Origin of the sequence: Virgibacillus necropolis (assembly GCF_002224365.1) — a bacterium.
Classification (GTDB): Bacteria; Bacillota; Bacilli; order Bacillales; family Amphibacillaceae; genus Virgibacillus_F; species Virgibacillus_F necropolis.
The window spans coordinates 1,685,411-1,702,878 of sequence record NZ_CP022437.1; the positions used below are offsets into that span (position 1 = coordinate 1,685,411).

The window sequence follows — 17,468 nt, forward strand, 5'->3', positions numbered from 1 at the left end:
CTGCCCCCTTGATTGATTTAGAAACCCGATCCTATGTGTATTCTATAAAAGGGCATCGTGCATGTCAAGAAAAATCAAAATATTAAAACGAGTTTCAGACTTTTAAAAGTAGTTCGTGTTGCAGGTTATTACAGCAAAATTCGACAAACAAAAAGTCCTACTGATTTCTTTACCAGTAGGACAGATTAACTATTAGTTAGTTCTCTTTTCAATCGCAATAATAAATGGTGGGGTATTTTTTTGGTTGATAAATCCATAATAGAGGACACTATGTAGCTTTTGATCCAATTGATGGACGTATTCCATGATATTCCGCTTCTCTAATTCCCCGCCCTCATGTCCATGATAAACGACCAAAACAACTACCCCATTTTCTTTTAAATGCGTTAAAATTCCTTCAATCGCAAGAATAGTCGTTTCACTTTTTGTGACGATGCCTTTATCGCTTCCAGGAAGGTAACCAAGATTGAAGATAGCCCCGCCAAGTGATGTTAATTGGTCAACGGACAAATGATGGATTGCATTGCTGTGACTATCTTTAATAATGGTTGCGTTCTTAATCTTTTGTGAAGCAAGCAATTCCCGTGTGTTAAGGATTGCCTGTTCTTGAATGTCAAAACCGTATACATGACCCCCTTCACCAACTACTTTACTCAAAAAAACGGTATCATGACCATTTCCGCATGTAGCATCGATTACGGTTTCACCTTTATTTACTGCTTCTTCTATTAAATGATGAGAAAATTGAAGAATTCCTTTCATTATATGCATACACCCTAACCACCTTTAGTGTATATAATTTTAGCATGAATGGAATTATAATAGAAAGAAACAGGTTATAGGCTTGACAATGACACACCAATTCATTAGAATTCAATATACATATCATAATAACGATGCGAAGGAATAGTAATAAATTCTTCAGGTGTAGCGAGACAGTGGTTGGTGAAAACTGTTCCTGGATATTTATGAACTCACCTTTAATGTTGCAGGAATGAAGTGAAGTAATTTTTGCCGTGAATCCACGTTAGGGATACAAAGAGAACGTGCGATTTACGTTAATTTGGGTGGTACCGCGGGAGATAACAGCTTCTCGTCCCTTTATTGGGATGAGTGGCTTTTTTTAATTGTAAAAGAGATCTTTTAAAAGAAGGAGGAAGAAAAATGAGTTTTGATCATCAGGAAATTGAAAAAAGGTGGCAATCGTATTGGTTAGAAAATAAAACGTTTAAAACCAATACCTATTCCGAAAAAGATAAGGCTTATGTATTAGATATGTTTCCATATCCGTCAGGTGCGGGATTACATGTTGGACATCCAGAAGGCTATACCGCGACAGATATATTTTCTCGAATGAAGCGCATGCAAGGGTATGAGGTATTGCACCCAATGGGCTGGGATGCCTTTGGTTTACCTGCAGAACAATATGCACTTGATACAGGGAATAGTCCTGCTGAGTTTACATTGAAAAATATCGAAACGTTTAAACGTCAGATTCAAGAACTTGGCTTTTCCTATGATTGGGATCGCGAAATTAAGACAACAGATCCGAACTATTATAAATGGACACAATGGATTTTTACCAAGCTATACGAAAAGGGACTTGCCTATGTTGATGAAGTAGCAGTTAATTGGTGTCCGGCCCTTGGTACTGTACTTGCGAACGAGGAAGTTATTGATGGTAAAAGTGAACGCGGTGGGCATCCTGTTGTACGCAAACCAATGAAACAATGGATGTTGAAGATTACGGCTTACGCTGATCGTCTACTAGAAGATCTAGAAGGATTGGAATGGCCAGAAAGTCTAAAGGAAATGCAACGTAACTGGATTGGCCGGTCTGAAGGTGCACAAGTACAGTTTTCTATTGATGGACATGATGCGGAATTTACTGTATTTACTACGAGACCTGATACACTATTCGGTGCGACCTATGCAGTACTAGCACCCGAACATCCTTTAGTCAACAAAATTACAACAATTTCACAAAAAGAAGCAGTGGAAGCATATTTGAATAAGGTACAAACAAAATCTGATTTGGACCGGACAGATCTTGCAAAAGAAAAAACTGGTGTATTCACAGGTGCCTATGCAATTAATCCAGTAAATAATGAAAAAATGCCAATTTGGGTAGCGGATTATGTTCTCATGAGTTATGGAACAGGTGCAATTATGGCGGTCCCAGCGCACGATGAACGAGATTTTGAATTTGCCAGTAAATTTGAATTGCCAATAGTTGAGGTAGTTTCAGGTGGAAATGTTACCAAGGAAGCTTTTACTGGAGAAGGTGAACATGTTAATTCTGGTTTTTTGAATGGTTTGGGTAAGGATGAAGCTATATCGAAAATGATTGAATGGCTTGTAGCAAAAGGAAAAGGCCAAAAGGAAATTACGTATCGCTTGCGTGACTGGTTGTTTGCTAGACAGCGTTATTGGGGTGAACCAATTCCAATTATCCACTGGGAAGATGGTACGATGACAGCTGTACCTGAAGAAGACCTACCATTAGAGCTTCCTAAGCTAACCGAAATAAAACCATCTGGAACAGGCGAATCGCCACTCGCCAATACTGATTGGGTAAATGTTATCGACCCTAAAACAGGAATGAAAGGACGCCGCGAAACGAATACGATGCCACAATGGGCTGGCAGCTGTTGGTATTTCCTACGCTTCATTGATCCAGATAACTCTGAACAACTTGCGGATCCAGAAGCATTAAAAAAGTGGTTGCCAGTGGATACGTATATTGGTGGGGCTGAACATGCTGTACTTCATCTATTATATGCACGTTTTTGGCACAAATTTTTATATGATATCAATGTAGTTCCAACAAAAGAACCGTTCATGAGACTGTTTAATCAAGGGATGATCCTTGGCGCGGGTAATGAAAAAATGAGTAAATCAAAAGGAAATGTCGTTAATCCGGATGATATTGTTGCTTCGCATGGTGCTGATACATTGCGTTTATATGAAATGTTTATGGGACCTCTAGATGCTGCAATTGCTTGGTCAACAAATGGTTTAGACGGAGCGAGAAGATTTCTTGACCGTGTATGGCGAATGGCGATTAATGAGGATGGTTCTCTTTCTGATAAAATCACAGAGGGTGTACAAGATTCACCCTTAACCAAGGTATATCATCAAACCGTAAAAAAGGTAACGGAAGACTTTGAAAACCTGCATTTTAATACAGGTATTTCGCAAATGATGGTATTTATTAATGAGGGATATAAAGCAGACCAGCTTCCAAAGGATTATATAGAAGGGTTTGTTAAATTGCTTTCACCAGTAGCTCCACATATTGCAGAAGAATTGTGGAGTAGACTAGGACATCAGGAAACCATTAGTTATCAGCCATGGCCTAGCTACGATGAGTCTAAGCTAATAGAGGATGAAGTCGAAATTGCGCTACAAGTAATGGGCAAGGTTAGATCTAAGATAAATGTGGCACGAGACATTTCTAAAGATGACCTCGAAAAAGTAGCACTTGACGATGATAAAATGCAGGAATGGTTAGAAGGGAAAACGATACGAAAAGTAATTGTTGTTCCGGGAAAACTGGTTAATGTTGTAGCAAATTAAAATGGATGGGATCTCTAACATAGAGGTCCCTTCTTATTGAATTTAAATCAATACTTTCGGTAGAGTCTAAGTCAAAAGAAGTCCCCTCATACGTTAAGTATGAGGGACTATGTGATTTATTGGTCTGAAGGCACCCATTCTGTAGTTAGAATAATCCATTTTCCTTTTTCGTAATACCAAAGTGTCTCTATTGTACCTAATTGATCGGCATGATAGGCACCACTTATTTGCTGATAGCTTTTTAAGCCATAACCTTTACTTTTACTGATTAATACTGGTTCATAAAATGCAATTGGATCAATCATCAAGGTAGTAGGTTTTAGTAAATCACCATTTTCACTGTATAGACCAAGACGTATATAATCTTCTGAGCGATCTTTCACATTGATAGATATTTCCTTGCTTCTAGGTGTAAGGGATAAAACTGCCTTAAAGTTATCCATAAACTTTCCCTTAACATACCGCTGTGTTGGTAGTGGGATTTCTTTAAGCTTTCCATTTTTTAATGTGTTGAGTTGGTAATTATATAGACCACCGCTACCACCAGTTGGACTTTGATAATATATATCCGTTATTTTGTCGTGGTTTAAATCATAGAACTGAAGGGTTGGCTCATAACCTCCCTCGTACTGTATTTTCCATTCTTTCGAGTGTGAATCCTTAATGACTGCCCATATTTTCTGGTAATAGGCGGAATCATTACTAAACGGAATTGCTTTTAAAAGGATGGTGTCTGTTTGACCATCACCAGTAACATCTTCTTTATACGTATGGATCGTTATGGAGTTTGGGATTTTCGAATTTACAGTTGCTTGAAGGGAAATTGGGAATAATAAAGTGAGAAATAGTAAAAAAGCGATAGAAATAGTGGTATACTTCATTTTTCATTCTCCTGTCTAGGGTTTAATTTTGAGTAAATATAGGTATATAATGTGCCACATGTTTGCAACGTATACACTAAATTAGTATGATAAAGTTATACAAATGTTTTAAGAGAGGCTGATAAAAAGTGGAACATATTCAAGAGTTTACTTCTGAAGAATTACAAAGTTTATTAGGGAAAGAAAATAGCATTGAAATTATTGATGTTAGGGAGGACGAAGAGGTAGCACAAGGCATGATTGAAGATGCTAAGCATATTCCATTACAGGAAATTCCTAATAGTATGGAGAATTTAAGCAAAGACAAACACTATGTTCTTGTTTGCCGCTCTGGTGCTAGAAGTATGCGAGCTGCAACTTATCTTGAAGAACATGGCTATAAGGTTGCTAATCTTGCAGGCGGGATGTTGGATTGGGATGGTGAAATCGTTTTTTAACGAAAACGAAAAAGATTACTAAAAGGTTATTGACTTTTTAATAGAATAGCTGTAATATATATTTTGCTGCTAAAAAAACAGCGGTTAACAACTAAGAACTTACCAATATTAAACATTGACAGTTTAATGGAGGAAATGCTATAATTCTTATATTGTCGATGTAAGTTGACAGACAAAATTCGATCCTTGAAAACTGAACAAAACAACCAAGTATGTAAGTAACGAAACAAAGCTAAGACAATTGATAGAATCGATTGGTGTCGATTCTATTCAAACTTTTTTGGAGAGTTTGATCTTGGCTCAGGACGAACGCTGGCGGCGTGCCTAATACATGCAAGTCGAGCGCGGGAAGCAAGCGATCACCCTTCGGGGTGTGAGCTTGTGGAACGAGCGGCGGACGGGTGAGTAACACGTGGGCAACCTACCTGTAAGATTGGGATAACCCCGGGAAACCGGAGCTAATACCGAATAATACTTTTTATCACATGGTAGAAAGTTGAAAGGCGGCTTTTGCTGTCACTTACAGATGGGCCCGCGTCGCATTAGCTAGTTGGTGGGGTAATGGCCTACCAAGGCGACGATGCGTAGCCGACCTGAGAGGGTGATCGGCCACACTGGGACTGAGACACGGCCCAGACTCCTACGGGAGGCAGCAGTAGGGAATCTTCCGCAATGGACGAAAGTCTGACGGAGCAACGCCGCGTGAGTGATGAAGGTTTTCGGATCGTAAAACTCTGTTGTTAGGGAAGAACAAGTATCGTTCGAATAGGGCGGTACCATGACGGTACCTAACCAGAAAGCCCCGGCTAACTACGTGCCAGCAGCCGCGGTAATACGTAGGGGGCAAGCGTTGTCCGGAATTATTGGGCGTAAAGCGCTCGCAGGCGGTCTTTTAAGTCTGATGTGAAAGCCCACGGCTTAACCGTGGAGGGTCATTGGAAACTGGAGGACTTGAGTACAGAAGAGGAGAGTGGAATTCCACGTGTAGCGGTGAAATGCGTAGAGATGTGGAGGAACACCAGTGGCGAAGGCGACTCTCTGGTCTGTAACTGACGCTGAGGAGCGAAAGCGTGGGGAGCGAACAGGATTAGATACCCTGGTAGTCCACGCCGTAAACGATGAGTGCTAGGTGTTAGGGGGTTTCCGCCCCTTAGTGCTGAAGTTAACGCATTAAGCACTCCGCCTGGGGAGTACGGCCGCAAGGCTGAAACTCAAAAGAATTGACGGGGGCCCGCACAAGCGGTGGAGCATGTGGTTTAATTCGAAGCAACGCGAAGAACCTTACCAGGTCTTGACATCCTCTGATAGCGATAGAGATATCGTGTTCCCTTCGGGGACAGAGTGACAGGTGGTGCATGGTTGTCGTCAGCTCGTGTCGTGAGATGTTGGGTTAAGTCCCGCAACGAGCGCAACCCTTGATCTTAGTTGCCAGCATTCAGTTGGGCACTCTAAGGTGACTGCCGGTGACAAACCGGAGGAAGGTGGGGATGACGTCAAATCATCATGCCCCTTATGACCTGGGCTACACACGTGCTACAATGGATGGAACAAAGGGACGCGAAGCCGCGAGGTGTAGCAAATCCCATAAAACCATTCTCAGTTCGGATTGTAGGCTGCAACTCGCCTACATGAAGCCGGAATCGCTAGTAATCGCGGATCAGCATGCCGCGGTGAATACGTTCCCGGGCCTTGTACACACCGCCCGTCACACCACGAGAGTTGGCAACACCCGAAGTCGGTGAGGTAACCTTTATGGAGCCAGCCGCCGAAGGTGGGGCCAATGATTGGGGTGAAGTCGTAACAAGGTAGCCGTATCGGAAGGTGCGGCTGGATCACCTCCTTTCTAAGGAATATAAAAAAGCGAAAACGACCGTTTAGCGGCGTACGGATAGATGAGCTCTTGAAAATCTCCCTGCACTTTGGGAGATTGAAAAGAGATTAACTATACGCTAGCTGCTGGGAGTTGTAGCTGGATTATTAACGGAAAATCGGTGACGCTTGTCGTCATCGATAAGACCTGCCATTGGTAGGCCTTGCATACATGGTTGTTTGTTCAGTTTTGAGGGATGCGAATCTCTCTTTTTGTACCTTGAAAACTAAATAAGAGCAAGATAGACAACGACATCAAAAACGTAAGTTCTTAATCATAAAGATAGTTAAGTGAAGAAGAGCGCACGGTGAATGCCTTGGCACTAGGAGCCGATGAAGGACGGGACTAACACCGATATGCCTCGGGGAGTCGTAAGTAGACTTTGATCCGAGGATTTCCGAATGGGGAAACCCACTGTTCGTAATGGAGCAGTACGCGTATCTGAATACATAGGATACGCGTGGCAGACCCGGGGAACTGAAACATCTCATTACCCGGAGGAAGAGAAAGCAAATGCGATTTCCTAAGTAGCGGCGAGCGAAACGGAATCAGCCCAAACCAGAAAGCTTGCTTTCTGGGGTTGTAGGACACTCCATTGGAGTTACAAAGAAATTCTTTAGATGAATCGATCTGGAACGATCAGCCATAGCGGGTAAGAGCCCTGTAATCGAAAAAGAGTTTCCTCCGGAGTGGATCCTGAGTACGGCGGAACACGAGAAATTCCGTCGGAATCTGGGAGGACCATCTCCCAAGGCTAAATACTACCTAGTGACCGATAGTGAACCAGTACCGTGAGGGAAAGGTGAAAAGCACCCCGGAAGGGGAGTGAAAGAGATCCTGAAACCGTGCGCTTACAAGTAGTCGAAGCCCGTTAATGGGTGACGGCGTACCTTTTGTAGAATGGACCGGCGAGTTACGATCGTATGCGAGGTTAAGTGGAAGACACGGAGCCGCAGCGAAAGCGAGTCTGAATAGGGCGAATTAGTATGCGGTCGTAGACCCGAAACCGTGTGATCTACCCATGTCCAGGGTGAAGGTCAGGTAACACTGACTGGAGGCCCGAACCCACGTATGTTGAAAAATGCGGGGATGAGGTGTGGGTAGGGGTGAAATGCCAATCGAACACGGAGATAGCTGGTTCTCTCCGAAATAGCTTTAGGGCTAGCCTCAGGCAGATGCGTACTGGAGGTAGAGCACTGATTGGACTAGGGGCCCTCACCGGGTTACCGAATTCAGTCAAACTCCGAATGCCAGCTACGTAAGCCTGGGAGTCAGACTATGGGTGATAAGGTTCATAGTCGAAAGGGAAACAGCCCAGACCGCCAGCTAAGGTCCCAAAGTATACGTTAAGTGGAAAAGGATGTGGAGTTGCCCAGACAACCAGGATGTTGGCTTAGAAGCAGCCATCATTTAAAGAGTGCGTAATAGCTCACTGGTCGAGTGACTCTGCGCCGAAAATGTACCGGGGCTAAACGTATCACCGAAGCTGCGGATTGTTCTATGAACAATGGTAGGAGAGCGTTCGAAGTGCAGTGAAGTCAGACCGTGAGGACTGGTGGAGCGCTTCGAAGTGAGAATGCCGGTATGAGTAGCGAAAAAAGAGTGAGAATCTCTTTCACCGAAAGCCCAAGGTTTCCTGAGGAAGGCTCGTCCGCTCAGGGTTAGTCGGGACCTAAGCCGAGGCCGACAGGCGTAGGCGATGGACAACAGGTAGATATTCCTGTACCACCTCATGAGCGTTTGAACGATGGGGGGACGCAGTAGGATAAGGAATGCGCACGATTGGAAATGTGCGCCCAAGCAGCAAGGGAGTTGGATTGGCAAATCCGTCCAACAATTCTGAGCTGTGATGGGGAGGGAACTAAAGTACCGAAGTTCTGGATTTCACACTGCCAAGAAAAGCCTCTAGTGAGTTCATAGGTGCCCGTACCGCAAACCGACACAGGTAGGCGAGGAGAGAATCCTAAGGTGATCGGGAGAACTCTCGTTAAGGAACTCGGCAAAATGACCCCGTAACTTCGGGAGAAGGGGTGCTCCTTTAAGGAGGAGCCGCAGTGAATAGGCCCAAGCGACTGTTTAGCAAAAACACAGGTCTCTGCGAAGCCGAAAGGCGAAGTATAGGGGCTGACACCTGCCCGGTGCTGGAAGGTTAAGGGGAAAGGTTAGCACCTTCGGGTGCGAAGCTTAGAACCGAAGCCCCAGTAAACGGCGGCCGTAACTATAACGGTCCTAAGGTAGCGAAATTCCTTGTCGGGTAAGTTCCGACCCGCACGAAAGGTGCAACGACTTGGGCACTGTCTCAACGAGAGACCCGGTGAAATTATACTATGCGTGAAGATGCGCATTACCCGCGACAGGACGGAAAGACCCCGTGGAGCTTTACTGTAGCCTGATATTGAATGTTGGTACAGCTTGTACAGGATAGGTGGGAGCCTTGGAAACCGGAGCGCTAGCTTCGGTGGAGGCATCCGTGGGATACCACCCTGGCTGTACGGACCTTCTAACCCAGGACCGTAATCCGGTTCGGAGACAGTGTCAGGCGGGCAGTTTGACTGGGGCGGTCGCCTCCTAAAGAGTAACGGAGGCGCCCAAAGGTTCCCTCAGAATGGTTGGAAATCATTCGTAGAGTGTAAAGGCAGAAGGGAGCTTGACTGCGAGACCTACAAGTCGAGCAGGGACGAAAGTCGGGCTTAGTGATCCGGTGGTTCCGCATGGAAGGGCCATCGCTCAACGGATAAAAGCTACCCCGGGGATAACAGGCTTATCTCCCCCAAGAGTTCACATCGACGGGGAGGTTTGGCACCTCGATGTCGGCTCATCGCATCCTGGGGCTGTAGTCGGTCCCAAGGGTTGGGCTGTTCGCCCATTAAAGCGGTACGCGAGCTGGGTTCAGAACGTCGTGAGACAGTTCGGTCCCTATCCGTCGTGGGCGCTGGAAGTTTGAGAGGAGCTGTCCTTAGTACGAGAGGACCGGGATGGACACACCGCTGGTGTACCAGTTGTTCCGCCAGGAGCATAGCTGGGTAGCTACGTGTGGAAAGGATAAGTGCTGAAAGCATCTAAGCATGAAGCCCCCCTCAAGATGAGACTTCCCATCACTTTCGAGTGAGTAAGATCCCTCAGAGACGATGAGGTTGATAGGTTCGAGGTGGAAGCGTGGTGACACGTGCAGCTGACGAATACTAATCGATCGAGGACTTAACTAACAATTCTTGATGTCACTATTGCGCTCTTATTTAGTTTTTAGGGTATAAAATATACCTTTTTCTTATATGAAATTGTCTGGTAGTAATAGCGGAGAAGTCACACCTGTTCCCATACCGAACACAGTAGTTAAGCTCTCCAGCGCCGATGGTAGTTAGGACTTTGTCCTTGCAAGAGTAGGACGCCGCCAGGCAACAACTAGAAAGCAAAATACATTTTAAATGTATCTTTGCTTTTTTCAATACAAAAACAAAAGAGACGCTCATGGCGTCTCTTTTGTTTTTAATTAAAAAAATGTTAACTCATTCCATAAGGTCCAAGCGTCTGTTTATCGCTACTTCCGCTGTTTCTACTACTTCCACCCATTTGTGAAACCAACGGAACCATTTGTTGCATGGTCTGACCAAGTGATTGGTTATTTTTTGTCATGGTATAATACGTCGCTGCTCCGACTCCAACTGAAGCTAATAAAGGTACCAACATTGCATTTTTTTCCATAGCAAATCTCAACCCTTCTATAATGTCATGAGACCTTTATAGGATGGCACAACATGTAGCAATTCATGTCCGGTAGAACATTCCAATCAGATTAATTTCATAAAACATGTCCTGCTTCAAGTGCTGCATTTGATCCAGCTAATCTGCCTGTTACTAGGGCAGAAGTGATATTATAACCACCAGTATAGCCATGAATATCTAAAATTTCTCCACAAAAATATAATCCGTGCATCATTTTTGATTGCATTGTGTTTGGTACAATTTCTTTTATGGAAACTCCACCGCCAGTAACAAATGCCTTTTTAAGTGACAAAGATCCATTTACTAGAAATGTGAAATGTTTAAAATCATGTACAATCTTCCGAATTACTTCTTTAGAAATGGTTGCTGCTTTTTGTTCTTCAGTAATAGTGTTTTTTTCAAAAATGTAAGATAAAAAACGTTCTGGAACAATCCCTTTAAAACTATTTTTGATTGATCTCTTCGGATTAAGCTGTAATGTGTCCCATAATTCTTTTACAAGAACATCTTCATTTTGTGTTGGTAATAGATCTAACACCATGGTAACTTCGAAACGACCTCTCATAAGCTCTTTTACAACAAATTGTGAGCAACGTAATACTGCAGGACCTGAAATTCCAAAGTGGGTGAATATCATATCCATTTGGTGGGTGATAATAGGCTTGCCCTTTTTATTAAGTACAGTTAGTGCAACATCCCTTAGCGATAATCCTTGAAGTTGTTTTTGTTTAATAAAGGGTTCACTAGAGGTCAAGGCAACTTCTGTTGGATAAAGTTTCGTAACAGTATGTCCCGCTTTTTCTGCCCACGCATAACCATCACCTGTTGATCCTGTGTGCGGAACAGCCTTACCTCCTACTGCAATCACGATTGATTTGCATGTAATCTTCTCGTTGTCAGGTAATACCACTGTGTGTTCTTCTTCGTTATAGTTTATTGTTTTTACCTCTGTTTGCATCCGTATTTTTACGTTTAATTCATGCAATTTACTTATTAATGCATTAACGACTGTTTTTGCAGAATTAGTTACAGGAAACATACGTCCATGATCTTCTTCCTTTAACGCTACTCCCATTTTCTCAAAAAAATCAATAATATCATAATTATTAAAAACTGAAAATGCACTATATAAAAACTTTCCATTACCAGGAATGTGTTTGATCACTTCATCTTCAGGCAGTCGATTGGTAACATTACATCGTCCACCACCTGAAATAGCTAATTTTGTCCCTAGTTTACTTCCTTTTTCAATTAAAAGGCATTTGGCACCACTTTCTGCAGCGGCAATAGAAGCCATTAATCCAGAGGGGCCTCCGCCAATTATGATTACATCGTATTCCACTTAGCTTCATTCCTTTCCGTTTGTATCGTACCATTAAATGCTACTAATTCCTATCTATTCACTGCTCTGTCATAAATTCGTTACGTTTATTTGGCTTATTTTTATTGATTCTTTATCGTACTTTGAGATAGATGTGATAAAATGGATGTTATGTAATAAATAATAGATGCAGGTGAATTTATGTCGAATATTGTCAAAGGCACTATGTTACTTACTGGTGCCACATTTTTATCGAAGTTTTTAGGAATGATTTATATCATTCCGTTTAATATGTTGATTGACGATCCCAACGGTATAACATTGTTTGCTTACGGTTATACCCCATATAATATATTAATTACAATTTCAACAATTGGTGTACCACTTGCGGTTTCTAAATTTGTTTCCAAATATAATGCATTAGAGGATTATCAGACAGGATTAAGAATATTCCGAATAGGTATCATTTTAATGTCTATTACAGGATTTCTGGCGTTTTTGATATTGTTTTTTGGTGCCGAATTTATAGCTGAATTAACAAAAGCAAATAGTCAAGGACAAGCAACGGGAAATAATATATCAGTGGCCGAAATTACCATGGTACTAAGAATGGTTAGTTTTGCTTTAATCATAATCCCAGCAATGAGCATTGTACGTGGCTTTTTCCAGGGTCATCAATCCATGGGACCTACAGCTGTTTCACAGGTAGTGGAACAAATCGTTCGGATTGTGTTTTTATTATCAGCAGTATTTATTATTATCGTTATGTTAAATGGTGAAACTGCAACTGCTATCGGATTTGCCACTTTTGCGGCATTTATTGGCGCTCTTGCATCTTGTGTGGTTTTATATGTGTATTGGAGGAAACGTAAACCGGCGATTGACAGAAGAGCCGAGCAACAACTAAAAGCTTCAACGATTCCTACAAAGGAATTAGTAAAGGAACTTTTTCAGTATGCAGGCCCATTTGTTTTAATCGGTATTGCTACTCCGTTGTATCAGATCATTGACCAAATTACGTTTGAGCGGGCAATGAAAGCTATTGGCCAGGGTGACATTGTAGGACTTGCATATGGTGCAATTAATTTTAACGCGCATAAATTGGTGATTATCCCAGTTGCAATAGCGACAGGTTTATCAGCAGCAATACTTCCTGCATTGACAAAGTCTTTTAATGAACAAACGAAGACAGTACTGTTCAAACAAATCAATCAAGCACTTCAAATCGTTATTGTTTTAATTGTCCCAGCTGTAGTTGGATTATCAATGTTATCAGATCTAGCCTACGGTTCATTGTTTGGGATGAATAATCTTGAGATAACAGGACCATTACTAGGATGGTATGCTCCTGTAGGGTTATTATTTGGGCTGTTTTTAGTAACTTCTTCAATCCTTCAAGGGATTAATCAACAGCGGTTTGCGGTAATTAGTTTATCAGGTGGATTATTAATAAAAATTCTTTTCAATATACAATTAATCCATATGTTTGGTGCGAAAGGGATGATTTTTGGTACAGCTCTTGCTGTTGGTACTGCAGTAACGTTAAATTTATGGCGTATTCATACCTCCATTCAGTTTTCGTTTAAGCAACTGTTTAAACGTACACTGTTGGTTTGTATTTTTTCTATTATTATGGTTGTCATATTATGGTTGACTAAGTTATTGTTTGGAACATTTATTCCATATGAAGAGACTAGATGGGGCTCCGTAGTCATGCTCATTATAGGTGTTACATTTGGAGGTAGTGTCTATCTATGGTTTGCCTATCATTCAACATTGCTCCAACGTGTTTTGGGCAATAAAGTTCGTGTTCTCGACCGGATTTTTAAAAGGTAACGGAGGGTTCATAATGCGTCTTGATAAACTGTTAGCAAATATGGGGTATGGAAGTCGGAAGGATGTAAAAAATATACTTAAACTGAAAATGGTTTCCGTAAATAACGCTATTATAAAAGACGGAAAAGTGCATGTAGATACTTCAATGGACGTTATTCAGGTGGGGGAAGATACGGTTCATTATCAGAAATATATTTACTTAATGATGAATAAACCTCCAGGATATATATCTGCTACAGTCGATCATACAGAAAAAACGGTGATTGATTTGTTATCATCTGGCCATCAAAACTTTCAACCATTTCCGGTTGGAAGATTAGATAAGGATACAGAGGGATTGCTTTTACTTACAAATGACGGGGAATTTGGACATCAGCTAACGTCACCAAAGAAAGACGTTACTAAAGTCTACTATGCTAAAATTGATGGACATGTATCAGATGAAGATATTGAACGATTTTCTAAAGGTCTAACACTTGAGGATGGGTATCAAACGAAACCAGCAAAACTCCGCATTCTTGTTGCTGGAAAACATTCTGAAATTGAAGTTAGTATTACAGAGGGTAAATATCACCAAGTTAAAAGGATGTTTGCAGCAGTGGGTAAAAAGGTAACCTATTTAAAACGAATAAAGATGGGACTACTTGTATTGGACCCATCCCTAAAAAAAGGAAACTATAGGGAGCTTACAGAAGACGAATTGACGTCAATTTCTCAAAAAAACAGCTGACGATATACTCGTCAGCAATGCTTTATTTAAGAGATCGATACTTTTTTATCTGTAATTTTCCACTTACCTCTTGTTGGACTACTAACAAGACCATTGTAAGTCAACACATGTAGATCGCGTTGAATTGTCCGCATGGTCGTATTAAATTCTTCTGCTAACTCAGGTGTTGAAACCATTCCACATTCCTTAATGTAGAAATAAACAGCCTTCATCCTCGTCAGCATTCGAGATGATGAATACTCCAAAATACCACTCCTTAATGATGACATTAAACTTGTGGTGCAAGGGAATTTACGATGTTATCTATATCTTATTACGAAACCAATCATTTTAAAAGTAAAATAGTTGTAAATATTTAATGCGTATATGATCAAAAAAGAAAGAGGTAAAGACACATGACTGTAAATCCGCATTATTTTATTGGGATACCAATTCCTTTAGATATAAAAGAAAAATTAATTGAATGGCAGTCTAATCTTAAAGAAGATTTATCATACAAGCAGTGGACACATGAAGATGATTTTCACATCACAGTGAAGTTTTTGGGTTCCGTTCAAAGTGATACGGTGAAAAAGTTAATAAATATATTACGGAAGCTTGATGAGTTACCACCATTATCGCTTGGTTTAAAGGGTATTGACACTTTTGGAAAACCTACTTCACCACGTGTTCTGTATGCAGATGTTCAGAAAACGGAAGCACTTAATCAACTTGTTGAAACGGTTGAATCCTATGCAGAACTATGCGGTTTTGATAAGGAAACACGTAAATTTAAAGCACATATTACACTTGCAAAAAAGTGGAAGGATCATTCGCTAACCGTCTCAATCGAACCAATAACACGTACCTATGCAAATGAATCTAATCCGTTCAAAATAGATTATGTAAATCTCTACCAGGTTCACCCGGCTAAAAATCCAAAATATGAAGTAATTGAGTCTTTTCCATTAAATGGAGGTAGTTGAGATGGCACAGCTTATCAAACTACAAGATTATGTGTCCAGGTACGAGTGGAGTCCTTATCGCTATCCGAGTCAATATATTCGTTTAAAACAGGAGAATTGGCAAAAGCTTCATCACCTGTGGGAGCATCCACAAAAAGAGACGTATGAGGTAGAATCGAGTGAAAAGTTGTCCGCCTTCGCGAAATGGAAGTCTTTTATTAAGAAGAACTCCATACATGAAGTGCACAATGAAGAAGATGGCTATTTTCTCCCAAAGACAGAAAATGAACTAAGACATTATTTTTTAGATGAATTACTTCCTTTTCAATTAAAGTGGGCATCATCAACTGTAACGGATGTTTCATTTATTGATAGAGCATATAAAAGTGATCCAACGTTAAAGTACTTTTTGCAACGATTCCCTGATACGTATTTAATTATGTATTATCCGATCTTTTCCATTAAAAGAGCCCCCGTCGATGGCGAGCTCATTTTGATTAGCCCAATTGGTATGGAAATAATTTACTTAATTGATGAGCCAGAAAACGTGAAAATACTAGCTGGAGATAATCGTACATGGGGCATAGAGGAAAATGATAAACAGTCAAAATTGCTTAGTCCATTAATTGCACTCAAGCGCACAGAACAGATCATTAAACGTATTTTAGCAGCAGAACAGATTGACTTTTCGATAAAAAAAGTAGTGTTATCAAGAACAAATCAAATAGTATTTCATACAGAACCATATAACACAAAAATCATTGGGAAATTGGAATATGAAGAATGGTTTAACGAGAAACGAAAACTTGTTTCTCCATTAAAAAATAGACAATTAAAAGTAGTTGATTCATTATTAAAGCACTGTCAGACAACATCTGTCAAAAGGCCAGAATGGGAAGAAGAGGAATCAACGATTACGATGGATGACTAATACTAAATTGGCACTTTTTGAAACAGCTATTAGTTGTCTTTTTCTATATTTAGCTTTAAAATACATGATTGGACTAAATTTTTTCAGATTTGAGGAATGAATGTGAATTGGCTTAAAGCGGTTTTAGGGAAAGAGTGGGACATAAAGTCAGCCGGTGGTCTTACTGGTGAGGCGTATATTGCAGAAAAGAATGATCGTAAGCTTTTTTTAAAACGGAATTCTTCTCCCTTTTTAGCCGTGTTATCTGCAGAAGGAATTGTTCCAAAACTAGTTTGGACAAAGCGTCTAGAAAATGGCGATGTCATTACAGCGCAGGAATGGATGGTCGGGCGCGAACTTAACGCAATAGAAATGCAACATCATGAGGTTGCTTCTTTGCTACAAAAAATTCATCATTCATCTGAACTGTTACATATGCTCATGCGTTTAGGTAAAAAGCCATTTACACCTAAAGAAAGTTTGCATAATGTAAAAGAACAAATTATGCAAAATAATATAAATGAACTAGATAATGAAGTATCTTTTTCTTTAAACTTTTTAGAAGAACTTTTGCCCATGACAGAAAATCAAAAACAGGTTGTTTGTCATGGTGATTTGAACCATAATAATATTTTGCTGACAGGTGATAGCCACTTATATTTAATTGATTGGGACAACGCTATGATAGCAGATCCTATTATTGATATTGGATTTATTTTGAAATGGTATATTCCAAAAGAAGATTGGGATGAATGGTTATTTCACTATGGAATTTCAAGGGATAGCAATCTAATTAAACGGATGTATTGGTATTTATTGCTAGATGCCCTTTACTATGTGAATTGGCATACAGATCGCAAAGAATTTGAAAAAGGACAGGAAAGACTACAAGACATTTGTGAATTGAATATGAATATTCGTGAACTACTCCAAATTTGATTGAATTATATGGGATGTCCATGTTTCAATATTGCCTTTATTTGTTGTTACGTGTTCCTCCAAATTTTGAGCCTGTTCCCCTTGTATACCATAATTATAAATTTCAGGAAGAAGCGATAACAATTCTTCATCCGTTATACTTTCGTTAGCCATTAATGTCTGAATGATTCGCTTAATTTGTTTGTATTCATTGATATCACCACAACATTCTTCGGATTGCTCGGTTAAAATATCGTGGAGTACTGTTAGTTGATCGTTAACTGTTAACATGTTTTCATTTCACCTCATTCATTAGCTT

General features: G+C 40.7%; 13 protein-coding genes, 3 rRNA genes and 1 other annotated feature. Of the genes, 10 read left to right on the top strand and 6 right to left on the bottom strand.

Translation table 11 applies throughout. From position 1 onward, the window contains the following. Window positions 1-192: 192 nt before the first annotated feature. Window positions 193-771 carry a tRNA 5-(aminomethyl)-2-thiouridylate-methyltransferase MnmM gene (locus CFK40_RS07850; protein WP_319418038.1) on the bottom strand — a complete coding sequence of 193 codons (579 nt, stop codon included), beginning with the start codon at window positions 769-771 and terminating at the stop codon, window positions 193-195. Window positions 772-887: 116 nt separating this feature from the next. Further along, window positions 888-1,104: a binding site (T-box leader), on the top strand. A 60-nt stretch (window positions 1,105-1,164) separates the two neighbouring features. Between CFK40_RS07850 and leuS the strand changes: the two genes are divergently transcribed. Continuing rightward, complete coding sequence (gene leuS, locus CFK40_RS07855) at window positions 1,165-3,579, top strand: leucine--tRNA ligase (RefSeq protein ID WP_089531784.1); 2,415 nt, start codon at window positions 1,165-1,167, stop codon at window positions 3,577-3,579. A gap of 116 nt (window positions 3,580-3,695) precedes the next feature. On the opposite strand, the gene CFK40_RS07860 is transcribed toward leuS, so the two are convergent. After that, a complete protein-coding gene (locus CFK40_RS07860; protein ID WP_168927223.1) occupies window positions 3,696-4,460 on the bottom strand; it encodes a hypothetical protein in 765 nt (254 codons plus the stop codon). 128 nt (window positions 4,461-4,588) lie between these two features. Here CFK40_RS07860 and CFK40_RS07865 point away from each other — a divergent pair, with 128 nt between their 5' ends. The 4 genes from CFK40_RS07865 (at window position 4,589) to rrf (ending at window position 10,164) form a co-directional block, all read left to right on the top strand. Then, window positions 4,589-4,897: a rhodanese-like domain-containing protein gene (locus tag CFK40_RS07865; protein ID WP_089531785.1), complete on the top strand. Its 309-nt coding sequence runs from the start codon at window positions 4,589-4,591 to the stop codon at window positions 4,895-4,897. 277 nt (window positions 4,898-5,174) lie between these two features. Beyond that, a 16S ribosomal RNA gene (locus CFK40_RS07870) occupies window positions 5,175-6,740 on the top strand. Between the two features lie 311 nt (window positions 6,741-7,051). Beyond that, window positions 7,052-9,973 (top strand): 23S ribosomal RNA (locus CFK40_RS07875). A gap of 75 nt (window positions 9,974-10,048) precedes the next feature. Continuing rightward, a 5S ribosomal RNA gene (gene rrf, locus CFK40_RS07880) occupies window positions 10,049-10,164 on the top strand. The 16S, 23S and 5S rRNA genes sit together here, the layout of an rRNA operon. A gap of 104 nt (window positions 10,165-10,268) precedes the next feature. Here the strand turns inward: rrf and CFK40_RS07885 are convergent. After that, complete coding sequence (locus CFK40_RS07885; protein ID WP_089531786.1) at window positions 10,269-10,469, bottom strand: hypothetical protein; 201 nt, start codon at window positions 10,467-10,469, stop codon at window positions 10,269-10,271. Window positions 10,470-10,566: 97 nt separating this feature from the next. Then, window positions 10,567-11,832 (bottom strand): BaiN/RdsA family NAD(P)/FAD-dependent oxidoreductase, encoded by a 1,266-nt coding sequence (locus CFK40_RS07890; RefSeq protein ID WP_089531787.1) that lies wholly within the window; start codon window positions 11,830-11,832, stop codon window positions 10,567-10,569. Window positions 11,833-12,012: 180 nt separating this feature from the next. Here CFK40_RS07890 and CFK40_RS07895 point away from each other — a divergent pair, with 180 nt between their 5' ends. Together CFK40_RS07895 and CFK40_RS07900 are read left to right on the top strand one after the other, a co-directional pair. Then, the gene (locus CFK40_RS07895) at window positions 12,013-13,647 is read left to right on the top strand and encodes a putative polysaccharide biosynthesis protein (RefSeq protein WP_089531788.1); all 1,635 of its coding nucleotides are present in this window, start codon (window positions 12,013-12,015) and stop codon (window positions 13,645-13,647) included. A 13-nt stretch (window positions 13,648-13,660) separates the two neighbouring features. Further along, the gene (locus tag CFK40_RS07900; protein ID WP_089531789.1) at window positions 13,661-14,377 is read left to right on the top strand and encodes a pseudouridine synthase; all 717 of its coding nucleotides are present in this window, start codon (window positions 13,661-13,663) and stop codon (window positions 14,375-14,377) included. A gap of 26 nt (window positions 14,378-14,403) precedes the next feature. Here the strand turns inward: CFK40_RS07900 and CFK40_RS07905 are convergent, their stop codons facing one another. After that, window positions 14,404-14,646, bottom strand: coding sequence for a DeoR family transcriptional regulator (locus CFK40_RS07905; RefSeq protein ID WP_405196577.1), 243 nt, complete (start codon window positions 14,644-14,646; stop codon window positions 14,404-14,406). Between the two features lie 126 nt (window positions 14,647-14,772). Between CFK40_RS07905 and thpR the strand changes: the two genes are divergently transcribed. From thpR to CFK40_RS07920, 3 genes are all read left to right on the top strand, one after another. Then, on the top strand, window positions 14,773-15,342 hold the full coding sequence (gene thpR, locus CFK40_RS07910; RefSeq protein WP_089531791.1) for an RNA 2',3'-cyclic phosphodiesterase: 570 nt from the start codon (window positions 14,773-14,775) through the stop codon (window positions 15,340-15,342). 1 nt (window position 15,343) lies between these two features. Next, window positions 15,344-16,252: a hypothetical protein gene (locus tag CFK40_RS07915; RefSeq protein WP_089531792.1), complete on the top strand. Its 909-nt coding sequence runs from the start codon at window positions 15,344-15,346 to the stop codon at window positions 16,250-16,252. A 96-nt stretch (window positions 16,253-16,348) separates the two neighbouring features. Continuing rightward, window positions 16,349-17,170 carry a phosphotransferase family protein gene (locus CFK40_RS07920; protein WP_089531793.1) on the top strand — a complete coding sequence of 274 codons (822 nt, stop codon included), beginning with the start codon at window positions 16,349-16,351 and terminating at the stop codon, window positions 17,168-17,170. Here CFK40_RS07920 and CFK40_RS07925 read toward each other — a convergent pair. Next, complete coding sequence (locus CFK40_RS07925) at window positions 17,156-17,440, bottom strand: YtzH-like family protein (protein WP_089531794.1); 285 nt, start codon at window positions 17,438-17,440, stop codon at window positions 17,156-17,158. The genes CFK40_RS07920 and CFK40_RS07925 overlap by 15 nt on opposite strands. Between the last annotated feature and the right edge of the window lie 28 nt (window positions 17,441-17,468).

Excerpts from the sequence above, each read along its gene's own strand:
- CFK40_RS07850 (WP_319418038.1), bottom strand. The coding sequence starts at position 771 with ATGCATATAATGAAAGGAATTCTTCAATTTTCTCATCATTTAATAGAA.
- leuS (WP_089531784.1), top strand. The coding sequence starts at position 1,165 with ATGAGTTTTGATCATCAGGAAATTGAAAAAAGGTGGCAATCGTATTGG.
- CFK40_RS07860 (WP_168927223.1), bottom strand. The coding sequence starts at position 4,460 with ATGAAGTATACCACTATTTCTATCGCTTTTTTACTATTTCTCACTTTA.
- CFK40_RS07885 (WP_089531786.1), bottom strand. The coding sequence starts at position 10,469 with ATGGAAAAAAATGCAATGTTGGTACCTTTATTAGCTTCAGTTGGAGTC.
- CFK40_RS07895 (WP_089531788.1), top strand. The coding sequence starts at position 12,013 with ATGTCGAATATTGTCAAAGGCACTATGTTACTTACTGGTGCCACATTT.
- CFK40_RS07900 (WP_089531789.1), top strand. The coding sequence starts at position 13,661 with ATGCGTCTTGATAAACTGTTAGCAAATATGGGGTATGGAAGTCGGAAG.
- CFK40_RS07905 (WP_405196577.1), bottom strand. The coding sequence starts at position 14,646 with ATGTCATCATTAAGGAGTGGTATTTTGGAGTATTCATCATCTCGAATG.
- thpR (WP_089531791.1), top strand. The coding sequence starts at position 14,773 with ATGACTGTAAATCCGCATTATTTTATTGGGATACCAATTCCTTTAGAT.
- CFK40_RS07915 (WP_089531792.1), top strand. The coding sequence starts at position 15,344 with ATGGCACAGCTTATCAAACTACAAGATTATGTGTCCAGGTACGAGTGG.
- CFK40_RS07920 (WP_089531793.1), top strand. The coding sequence starts at position 16,349 with ATGAATGTGAATTGGCTTAAAGCGGTTTTAGGGAAAGAGTGGGACATA.
- CFK40_RS07925 (WP_089531794.1), bottom strand. The coding sequence starts at position 17,440 with ATGTTAACAGTTAACGATCAACTAACAGTACTCCACGATATTTTAACC.